The organism is Catellatospora sp. NPDC049609 (assembly GCF_040675365.1).
Lineage (GTDB): Bacteria > Actinomycetota > Actinomycetes > Mycobacteriales > Micromonosporaceae > Catellatospora.
Window position 1 is genome coordinate 19,114 of sequence record NZ_JBFAOU010000100.1, and the last position, 9,647, is coordinate 28,760.

General features: G+C 74.3%; 6 protein-coding genes. 4 read left to right on the forward strand and 2 right to left on the reverse strand.

Annotated elements, in window-relative coordinates; genetic code table 11:
• Window positions 1–104: 104 nt before the first annotated feature.
• The 3 genes from AB0J67_RS24985 to AB0J67_RS24995 are packed head-to-tail and all read left to right on the forward strand — an operon-like array spanning window position 105 to window position 2,588.
• On the forward strand, window positions 105–704 hold the full coding sequence (locus AB0J67_RS24985; RefSeq protein WP_363485862.1) for a TlpA disulfide reductase family protein: 600 nt from the start codon (window positions 105–107) through the stop codon (window positions 702–704).
• Window positions 701–1,405, forward strand: a complete 705-nt coding sequence (locus AB0J67_RS24990; protein ID WP_363485863.1) for a CoA pyrophosphatase — start codon at window positions 701–703, stop codon at window positions 1,403–1,405. The genes AB0J67_RS24985 and AB0J67_RS24990 overlap by 4 nt, the downstream gene beginning before the upstream one ends.
• A 4-nt stretch (window positions 1,406–1,409) precedes the next feature.
• Window positions 1,410–2,588 carry a MarP family serine protease gene (locus AB0J67_RS24995; RefSeq protein WP_363485864.1) on the forward strand — a complete coding sequence of 393 codons (1,179 nt, stop codon included), beginning with the start codon at window positions 1,410–1,412 and terminating at the stop codon, window positions 2,586–2,588.
• A 70-nt stretch (window positions 2,589–2,658) separates the two neighbouring features.
• Here AB0J67_RS24995 and mycP read toward each other — a convergent pair whose 3' ends face one another.
• Window positions 2,659–3,846 carry a type VII secretion-associated serine protease mycosin gene (mycP, locus tag AB0J67_RS25000; RefSeq protein ID WP_363485865.1) on the reverse strand — a complete coding sequence of 396 codons (1,188 nt, stop codon included), beginning with the start codon at window positions 3,844–3,846 and terminating at the stop codon, window positions 2,659–2,661.
• A 116-nt stretch (window positions 3,847–3,962) separates the two neighbouring features.
• Complete coding sequence (gene eccD / locus AB0J67_RS25005) at window positions 3,963–5,411, reverse strand: type VII secretion integral membrane protein EccD (protein WP_363485866.1); 1,449 nt, start codon at window positions 5,409–5,411, stop codon at window positions 3,963–3,965.
• Window positions 5,412–5,556: 145 nt separating this feature from the next.
• Here eccD and eccCa point away from each other — a divergent pair, with 145 nt between their 5' ends.
• Window positions 5,557–9,600 carry a type VII secretion protein EccCa gene (gene eccCa / locus AB0J67_RS25010; RefSeq protein WP_363485867.1) on the forward strand — a complete coding sequence of 1,348 codons (4,044 nt, stop codon included), beginning with the start codon at window positions 5,557–5,559 and terminating at the stop codon, window positions 9,598–9,600.
• The last annotated feature ends 47 nt before the right edge of the window (window positions 9,601–9,647 follow it).

Consider the following 9,647-nt stretch of genomic DNA (forward strand, 5'->3'; position numbering starts at 1 on the left):
GGCCGGCGCAGCGCGCACTTTCCGGGAAAGTGCGCCCTCCCGGCCGCCGGTGGCCGCTCTCGCCCCGCCACGGCAGGCTCGCCGCCACGCTCGCGGCGGCCGCGATGACGCTCATCGCGGCCGGGTGCACCGGCTCGCCGGCGGCGCGACCGGACGCCGAGGTCCCCCAGCCGTTCGCGGCCTGCACCCCGCTCACCGGGACCGGCGCTCAAACCGGTGCCGCGCGCACGCAGCCCACGCGCACGCAGCCCGCGGGCACGCTGCCCACGCGCACGCAGCCCGCGGGCACGCTGCGCGTCGTCGCGCTGCCGGACCTGGCCCTGCCGTGCCTGGCGGGCGGCGACGACGTGCGCCTGAAGGAGCTGCGCGGGCCGCTGGTGATCAACCTGTGGGGGTCCTGGTGCGCGCCGTGCCGGGAGGAGCTGCCCGCCTTCCAGCGGCTGGCCGACAGCGGCCGGGTGCCGGTGCTGGGCGTGGTGACCAAGGACGACCGCGCGGCCGCGGCGTGGCTGGCCGACGAGCTGAAGGCCGGCATGCCCGCCGTGTACGACCGCGCGGGCGCGCTGCAGTCCGCGCTCGGCGAGAACGTCCTGCCGCTGACGCTGCTCGTCGGCGCCGACGGCCGGGCCGCCGTCTACCGCGGTGTGGCGCTCACCGACGACACCCTGTCGCAGCTGGTCGAGCAGCATCTGGAGCGGGCATGAGCGAGCAGGCCGGGACGGCCGAGCAGGTCGACGGGCGGCTGCCCGGCTGGTTCGAGCCGCTGCTGACGCGGGTGCGCGCCGCGCGGGCCGTCGACTTCACCCGCATCCCGACGCCGGACGAGGGCGGCCGTCCCGCCGCCGTGCTCATCCTGCTCGGCGAGGGCGAGCAGGGGCCGGACGTGCTGATCATGCAGCGCGCCGCGACCCTGCGTACGCACGCCGGGCAGCCGGCCTTCCCGGGCGGCGCGGTCGAGCCGCAGGACGCCGACCTGACCGCGACCGCGCTGCGTGAGGCGTGGGAGGAGGTCGGGCTCGACCCGGCCAGCGTCACCGTGCTGGCGCAGCTGCCGACCCTGTGGATCCCGGTGACCGACTTCCTGGTCACGCCGGTGCTGGCGTGGTGGCACGCGCCGCACCCGGTCGGCGCGCACGACCCGCGCGAGGTCGCGCACGTGGCGCGGCTGCCCCTGACCGAGCTGGCCGACCCGGCCCACCGGCTGCGCGTACGCCACTCCAGCGGCTGGATCGGGCCGGCGTTCCAGGCCCGGGGGATGCTGGTCTGGGGGTTCACCGCCGGGGTGCTCAGCACCCTGCTCGAACTCGGCGGCTGGGCCCGGCCGTGGAACACCGACCGGGTCGAGGCGCTGCCGTCCGCGCCCGCCACGCTTAGTGGCACCTCCGATGTCCCTTCCGTAGGCTGAGCCGATGTCGATCGTCGACGGTGTCCTCCTGCTCCTGCTGCTGCTCTTCGGGGTGAGCGGCTACCGGCAGGGCTTCGTGGTGGGCGTGCTGTCGTTCACCGGCTTCTTCGGCGGCGCCCTGATCGGACTGCAGCTCGGGCCGCTGCTCGCGGGGCTGCTCAGCGACCCCGTGCTCAAGCTGGTGGTGTCGCTGATCGCGATCTTCGGCCTGGCCGTGCTCGGCCAGTCGCTGGCGGGCTGGTGGGGCGGCAAGCTGCGCCGGGCCATCACCAACCGGGCCGGGCAGACCGTCGACGACCTGGGCGGCGCGCTCGTCTCGGTGCTGGCCGTGGCCGTGGTGGCCTGGCTGGTCGCGGTGCCGCTCAGCGACTCCGACCAGCCCTGGCTGGCCAAGGCGGTGCGCACCAGCAGCCTGCTGACGGCCATCGACAAGGTCATGCCCGGCGAGGCGAAGACGCTGACCGAGGCGCTGCGCGAGACCGTCGACACCAACGGCTTCCCGGAGGTCTTCGGCGACCTGGTGCCGACGGAGGTCAAGGAGGTGCCCGCGCCGGATCCGAAGCTGGCCGGGTCGCAGGTCGTGCTGAACGCCAAGAAGTCCGTGGTCAAGGTGCTGGGCAGCGCGCCGAGCTGCAGCCGCCGCATCGAGGGCTCCGGCTTCGTCTTCGCCGACGAGCACGTGATGACCAACGCGCACGTGGTCGCCGGCACCAAGACCATCCGGGTCGAGCTCAACGGCACCCGCCTGTCCGGCAAGGTCGTCGTGTACGACCCCGAGCGCGATCTCGCCGTGATCCACGTGCCGTCGCTGGACGCGCCGGTGATGCGGTTCGCCAACTCGGCCGCGAAGTCCGGCTCGGACGCGATCGTGCTGGGCTTCCCGCTGGACGGGCCGTACAACGCGCAGTCCGCGCGGGTCCGCGACGTCGGCGACATCACCGGCCCGGACATCTACGAGGACGGCACGGTGACCCGCGAGGTGTACACCATCCGGGGCCTGGTCCGCAGCGGCAACTCCGGCGGCCCGCTGGTCGCGGCGGACGGCAGCGTGCTCGGCGTGATCTTCGCGGCGGCGGCGGACGACCCGAACGTGGGCTACGCGGTCACCGCCGACGAGGCCTCCACCGTCGCCCTGATGGGCCGCACCCGCACCGCCGCCGTCGGCACCGGCAAGTGCGCCTGACCCCTGCGCGTGGTCGAAGCTCCGTTCCCGCCGTTCCAGCGGCAGGGAAGGAGCTGCGGTCCATGAACGGCTAGGAGAGCGCGAGCACCGGGACGCCGGGCAGCGCCAGGTTGAGGCCGCCGCGCACCCGGTGCGGGGTGGGCGCGGGCTTGGTGCCGGCGGCCGGCTCCGGGGTGGCCGAGGCGCGCGGGGCCGGGGTGGTCTCGGGGGCGGCGCCGAACCCGGCGCGTCCCGGCGGCGGCACGCTGTCCAGCGAGTTGGCCCGGACCGGGGCGACCTCCGCGGTCAGCGCCGCGACCGGGTCGACCAGGCCGAAGCCGTACTCGTCGTCGCGTCCGGCCGGGCCCAGGTCCTGCGCGGTGGTGATCAGGCGCTGCACCACGTCGGCGGCGGACATGCCGGGGTAGCGGGAGCGGACCAGCGCGGCGGTCGCGGAGACCAGCGGCGCCGCGAAGCTGGTGCCCTGCACCCGCCAGTAGAGCTCCGGGCCGGGCCGCGCGCCGATCAGGTCGGTGCCCGGCGCGGCCAGCACGGCCTGCTCGCCCTTCAGTGAGCCCTGCCAGAGCTGCCGGCGCGTGCCGGGGGCGATCGCGGTCACCGCGAGCACGCCGGGTTCGCGAGCCGGATACCAGATCTCGGTGGAGCCGCCCGTGACGGCGTTGCCGACGCAGGCCACCACCACCACGTCCCTGGCGAACGCGTAATCGATCGCCTCGGCCAGCGCCTCGCTGGACGCCGCGCCGCCGAGCGACAGGTTGATCACCTTCGCGTCGTGGTCGACAGCCCACCGGACCGCCTCGGCGACCACCCGCGCGTCGTCGTACCTGTTCTCCGCGTCGAGCACCCGCACCGGCAGGATCTTCGCCCGCGGCGCCAGCCCGGCCACGCCGTGCTGGCCGTCGCCCTGCCCGGCGATCAGCGCGGCCACCGTGGTGCCGTGCCCGACCTGGTCGTTGCTGCCGTTGCCGGTCCGGTCCACCAGGTCCAGCCCGGACAGCACCCGGCCGTCGAGATCCGGATGGTCGCCCGCGACGCCCGAGTCGATGACCGCGACGACGACGCCGTCGCCGGTCGCGAGATCCCAGGCCCGCGAGGCGCGCAGCGCGGCGAGCTGCCACTGCCGGTCGCGCTCGGCGTTGCGGGAGGTCCGCTCCTGCCCGGCCTCGGCGCGCAGGCCCACCGGAGCGGGCGCGGGCGCCTGCGGCGGCGTGGTCGCGGCCAGGCTGCCCACGACGGCCAGCGCGAGCGCGGCGGTCACGCGAGGCAGCGCCGTCGCGTTCGCTCGCGGGACGGCGCTGCGGTGACGGAAGGACCGGAACCCAGGCACAGTTCCGCCATTCTCACACGGTCATCGGCGAGGACAAAGAAACCCGGCTATGCGGCCCAGCCCTGGATCATCCCGTAGACGCCGAGCACCCAGGCCGCGACCGGCACCACCGAGATGACGACGAGCAGGTCGAACAGGTCGGCCGCGCGGCCGACGTACGGGGAGGGGGCCTTGCGGGACCAGGTCTGCCCGGCCAGCACGATGATCATCGCGAGCACGACGACGCCGACCGCGAAGAAGGCCCGGGTGTTGCCGTCGGTGAGGAAGATCGCAGCGCCCAGCAGCAGCAGCCAGCCGAACAGGCCCGCGGTGACCAGCGGCACCCGCTGACGCACGGTGACGAACAGCCGCGACCGCAGCAGCAGGGCGGTGGCGCACACCGCGACCAGCACCCGCCCGGCCGTGCCACCGGCCGCGACCAGGACCAGGCCGGCCGCGGTGGTGAGCACGGCGTACCCGATCAGCATGCCGGTGAGAAGCTCCTCGGAGCGGGCCACGGCGGCGAAGACGCGGGAGCGGTCGGGCAGGTCCGAGGCGCCCCGGTTGGCCGGCACGGCCGCGAAGGCGTTCTCGCCGGCCGGGCCGCGCGGCGGGGTGACCGACGGCACCGGCACCTTGCCGAACCGGATGGCCAGCACCGGCACCAGGCCGATGCCGCAGACCAGGGCGGAGACCAGGATCGCCGCCGCGCCGGCCGCGCCGAGCCCGCCGAGCAGCGCCGTCGCCGCGCCGAGCAGGCCCGCCAGCCCGCCGGCGGTGAACACCCGCAGCCCGTGCCCGACCCCGGCCGCGCCGAGCATCGCGAACAGCAGCACCGCCACGCAGCCGACCAGCAGCTGGGGCTCGCCCAGCCACGGCGCCAGCGGCGCGGGGCTGCCGTCGCCGGACCCGCCGAGCACCAGCGCGCCGCCCGCGAACGCGTACGGCAGGGCGAAGCCCGCCAGGGCGCTGCCGGTGACGCCGTCGCCGTACGCCCGGGACGCGAGCACGCCGCCGACCAGCAGCAGGACCGCGACGGTGAGGCCGAGGTAACCGCCCGGCGTCCACTCCGGACCGCCGTGCACCAGCGCCAGCACACCGGCGCCCAGCAGCACGCCCGCACCGACCAGGGTGGACATGCGGGTCGCGGCGGGCGTCCACAGGGTGCCGCGGCGGCGGGCGCCCTCGGCGATGGCCTCGACGACGTCGTCGTACTCCAGCTCGGGCCAGTGCTCCTGGGCGGGCACCAGGTGCAGGATCTCGCCGTCGCGCACCGACTGCTGCTGCAGCGACATGCCTTCGGCCAGCGGGCTGCCGTCGGTGCGGCGCAGCACCCAGCCGCCGTGCTGCTCACCGTCGTCGGCGAGGCCGACCCCGGCGTGGCGCAGCAGGTCGGGCAGCAGATCCACCAGCGTGACCTGCTCGGGCAGCGCCACGTCGACGCGGCGCTGCGGCGTCTGCAGCGAGATGCGGGCGAGTCCGGTGGGGGAAGAGGTCGTGGCAGAGGGGTAGCTCACCCGGTACGTCTACCACGTTCGCCCGCGGCACGTCACCCCGCATCGATCCGGGATGGCGGAATCGACGGTGCCCGGCGGCCGGGCGCGGGGTTTCCGGCTATGGCCTAGCATGACGTGCGGTCGATGGTCGTGGGGAGGCATCGCTATGGGTACGGTGATCGTCAAGCGGACGCCCCGGCGTCCCGCGCCCGAGATCCCGTCGGGTGAGCTCGTCATCGACGCGCCGCCGGAGATTCCGCAGGCGGCAGGGGGTCGCTGGCAGCAGGCCATCATGATCCTGCCGATGCTGGGCAGCGGCCTGGGCATGGCGATGATGGTCGGCCGGGGCAACGGCGACAAGATGTCCTATCTGGCCGGTGGCATGATGGGCGTGTCCAGCCTCGGCATGATCGCGGCCAGCCTGATGAACGGCGCCGGCCAGCCGAAGAAGGCCGAGATGATGGCGGCCCGCCGGGAGTACCTGCGCCACCTCGCCGGCCTGCGGCGCCGTGCCCGCCAGGCGGTGCAGATGCAGCGCACGGGCCTGTTCTACCGCCACCCCGACCCGCAGCGGCTGTGGTCGACGGCGGACAGCCACCGGCTGTGGGAGCGCCGCCCGCACGACCCCGACTTCGGCATCGTCCGGGTCGGCATCGGCCCCCAGTCGCTGGCCACCCCGCTGGTGCCGCCGGAGACCCGCCCGCTGGAGGAGCTGGAGCCGATGACGGCCGGGGCGCTGCGGCGCTTCCTGGACGCGTACTCGGTGGTCCCCGACCTGCCGGTGGCGCTGTCCATGCGTGGCTTCGGCCGGGTGTTCCTGCGCGGCGACGCCACCCCGCGCACCGAGGGCACCTACACCAGCTACGCGGGCGCCCCGTCCGCGGGCGAGCGCGACCACCGCGACGGCTCCGACGCCCACGGCCTGGCCCGCGCCATGCTGGCGCAGCTCGCCGTCTTCCACGCGCCCGACGACCTGATCATCGCGGTATGCGGCTCGTCGTACCGCCGCGACGCCTGGGACTGGGCCAAGTGGCTGCCGCACCACCAGCACCCGAGCCGGGTGGACGCGCTCGGCCCGGTGCGCCTCTACGCCACCTCCGCGCCCGAGCTGGAGGAGCTGCTGGCCGAGGTGCTGACCGGGCGGCCCCGCTTCGGCGGCAGCGAGGTCGGCCCGCACGTCGTCGTCGTGCTCGACGGCGCCGACATGGCGGGCGCGAACCTGCTGGCCGTGCCCGAGGGCCTGTCCGGCATGACCATCCTCGACCTGGACACCGCCCCGCCCCGGCTGCTGGAGCGCGGCATGCTGACGCTGGAGGTGCGCGGCCGCGAGCGCGAGCTGCACACCACCACCGCGACCTCGGTCGCCGAGGTGGGCGCGGCCGACCGGCTCAGCGTGGTCGAGGCCGAGGCGCTGGCCCGGCGGCTCGCGCCGCTGCGCCTGTCCGCCACCACGGTCACCAGCTCCACCGCGATGACCACCGAGAAGGGCCTGGCCGACCTGCTGGGCATCCCGGACCCGGAGCGCTTCGACGTGGCGTACGGCTGGTCGCCGCGCACCAACCGCAACATGCTGCGGACGCCGCTGGGCGTGGGCCCGGACGGCTCACCGGTCGAGCTGGACATCAAGGAGTCGGCGCAGGACGGCATGGGCCCGCACGGCCTGCTGGTCGGCGCGACCGGCTCCGGCAAGTCCGAGCTGCTGCGCACGATGGTGCTGGGCCTGGCCGCGACGCACTCGTCGGAGCAGCTCAACTTCGTGCTCGTCGACTTCAAGGGCGGCGCGACGTTCGCCTCGCTGGACCGGCTGCCGCACACCTCCGCGGTCATCACCAACCTGGAGGGCGAGAGCCACCTGGTCAACCGCATGGGCGACGCGATCACCGGCGAGGTGCTGCGCCGCCAGGAGCTGCTGCGGGCGGCGGGCAACTTCGCCAACCTCAAGGACTACGAGAAGGCGCGCGCGGGCGGCGCGGCGATCGCCCCGCTGGCCTCGCTGTTCATCGTCTGCGACGAGTTCTCCGAGCTGCTCACCGCCAACCCGGACTTCATCGAGATCTTCGTGCAGATCGGCCGGGTCGGCCGGTCCATCGGCATGCACCTGCTGCTGGCCAGCCAGCGGCTGGAGGAGGGCCGCCTGCGCGGCCTGGACACGCACCTGTCGTACCGAATCGGCCTGCGCACGTTCTCGGCGATGGAGTCGCGCGCGGTGCTCGGCGTCGGCGACGCGTTCGACCTGCCCAAGGCGCCCGGCCACGGGTACCTGAAGTTCGGTTCGGAGCCGCTGCAGCGGTTCAAGGGCGCGTACGTCTCCGGCTCGTTCAAGCGGGCCGGGGAGACCGCGACCCGCCGCAAGGACGACGGCCGCCAGCTGGTGTACGACTTCGGCAACCACTTCGTGCCGGTGCCCAAGAAGCCGCTGAACGCCGAGCCCGAGGTCAACTGGGACGTCAAGCCGGGCGAGAGCCTGATGGACGTCATGATCGAGCGGATGGTCGGCCAGGGCCCGCCCGCGCACCAGGTGTGGCTGCCGCCACTGGACATCTCCGACCCGCTCGACCTCGCGTTCGGGCAGCTCGGCCTGGTCGAGGGCCGCGGGCTCACGGTGGCCAACCCGGAGCTGCGCGGCGCGCTGCGGGTGCCGGTCGCCATCATCGACAAGCCCGCCCAGCAGCTGCGCGACCTGCAGTGGCTGCGGCTGGCCGACGGCGCGGCCGGGCACGTCGCGCTCGCCGGCGGCGGCCAGAGCGGCAAGTCCACCATGCTGCGCACCATCATCACCGGCCTGGCGCTCACCCATACCCCGCAGGAGGTGCAGGTCTACTGCCTGGACTTCGGCGGCGGCTCGCTGGGCGCGCTGCGCGACCTGCCGCACGTCGGCGGCGTCGCGGGCCGGCAGGACGCGCTGATGGTCCGGCGCACCGTCAGCGAGGTGGCGCAGCTGCTCAACGCCCGCGAGGCCCGGTTCGCCGAGCACGGCATCGAGTCGATGGCGGCGTACCGCAGGCTCCGCGCGGCAGGGCGGTTCACCGACGACCCGTACGGCGACGTGTTCCTGGTCGTGGACGGCTGGACCACGCTGCGCGAGAACTACGACGACCTGGAGCCGGTGCTCACCGACTTCGCCACCCGCGGCCTCGCGTACGGCGTGCACCTGATCGCGTCCACGCTGCGCTGGCGTGACTTCCGGCCTGCCATCGCCGACCAGTTCGGCAGCAAGCTGGAGCTGAAGCTGGGCGACGCCAGCGACAGCATCTGCCGGGTACGCAAGATCGCACCGCAGGTGCCGAGCCGCCCTGGCTTCGGCGTCACCGCCGACGGCCTGTTCACGCTGGCCCTGCGCCCGGACGTGGACGCGGTCGGCGACCGGGACGCGCTGGTCCAGCACGTCGCCAAGCAGTGGACCGGCCAGCCCGCGCCGCGGGTGCGCATGCTGCCGAGCGTGTACGCGTACGAGCGGATGAGCCTGGAGACCGGCGAGCAGTGGACGCTGCCGATCGGCATCGGCGACGACCTCACCCCGGCGACCGTCGACTTCTTCTCCGACGTGCACCTCACCGCGTTCGGCGAGGCCGAGAGCGGCAAGTCGACGCTGCTGCGGCAGATCGTCACCACCATCGCCCGCCGGTACACGCCGGACGAGGCGAAGATGATCATCGTCGACCCGCGGCGCAGCCTGCTCGGCGCGGTGACCACCGAGCACCAGCTCGCGTACATCAGCAACCCGTCCCAGCTGCGGGACTACGCCACGGCGATCCGGCAGAAGATGGAGGAGCGGCGGCCACCGGACAACATCCGGCCGCAGGACATCCCGCTGCGGCCCTGGCTCGCCGGCCGGGGCGAGTTCTTCCTCGTCATCGACGACTACGACATCGTGGTGGGATCCTCGGTCGGCCACCCGCTCGACCCGCTGACCGACTTCTTCTTCCAGGCCCGCGACGTCGGCCTGCACCTGATCACGTCCGCGAACGCGAACTGGGGCGGCTACCGGGCCGCCGGTGACGTCGCGCTGTCGAAGCTGTCCTCGGCGGGCGCGCCGTTCCTGATGATGTCGGCCGAGTCCAGCGCGTCCGCGCCGTTCGGCGCCCGCATCAAGTACGACCGCATGCCCCCCGGCCGCGCGCGCCTGGTCACCCGCCGCGGTGTCCGCCTGGTCCAGCTCGCGGCCCGTTCGGTGGAGTCGCCGCGAAAGGCGAGCGCCCGGCCCGCATAATATTCTTCGAACGTCAGGTGGGTGAATCCGTAGCGTCCCGGAGCCCG

Excerpts from the sequence above, each read along its gene's own strand:
- AB0J67_RS24990 (WP_363485863.1), top strand. The coding sequence starts at position 701 with ATGAGCGAGCAGGCCGGGACGGCCGAGCAGGTCGACGGGCGGCTGCCC.
- eccCa (WP_363485867.1), top strand. The coding sequence starts at position 5,557 with ATGGGTACGGTGATCGTCAAGCGGACGCCCCGGCGTCCCGCGCCCGAG.
- AB0J67_RS24985 (WP_363485862.1), top strand. The coding sequence starts at position 105 with ATGACGCTCATCGCGGCCGGGTGCACCGGCTCGCCGGCGGCGCGACCG.
- AB0J67_RS24995 (WP_363485864.1), top strand. The coding sequence starts at position 1,410 with ATGTCGATCGTCGACGGTGTCCTCCTGCTCCTGCTGCTGCTCTTCGGG.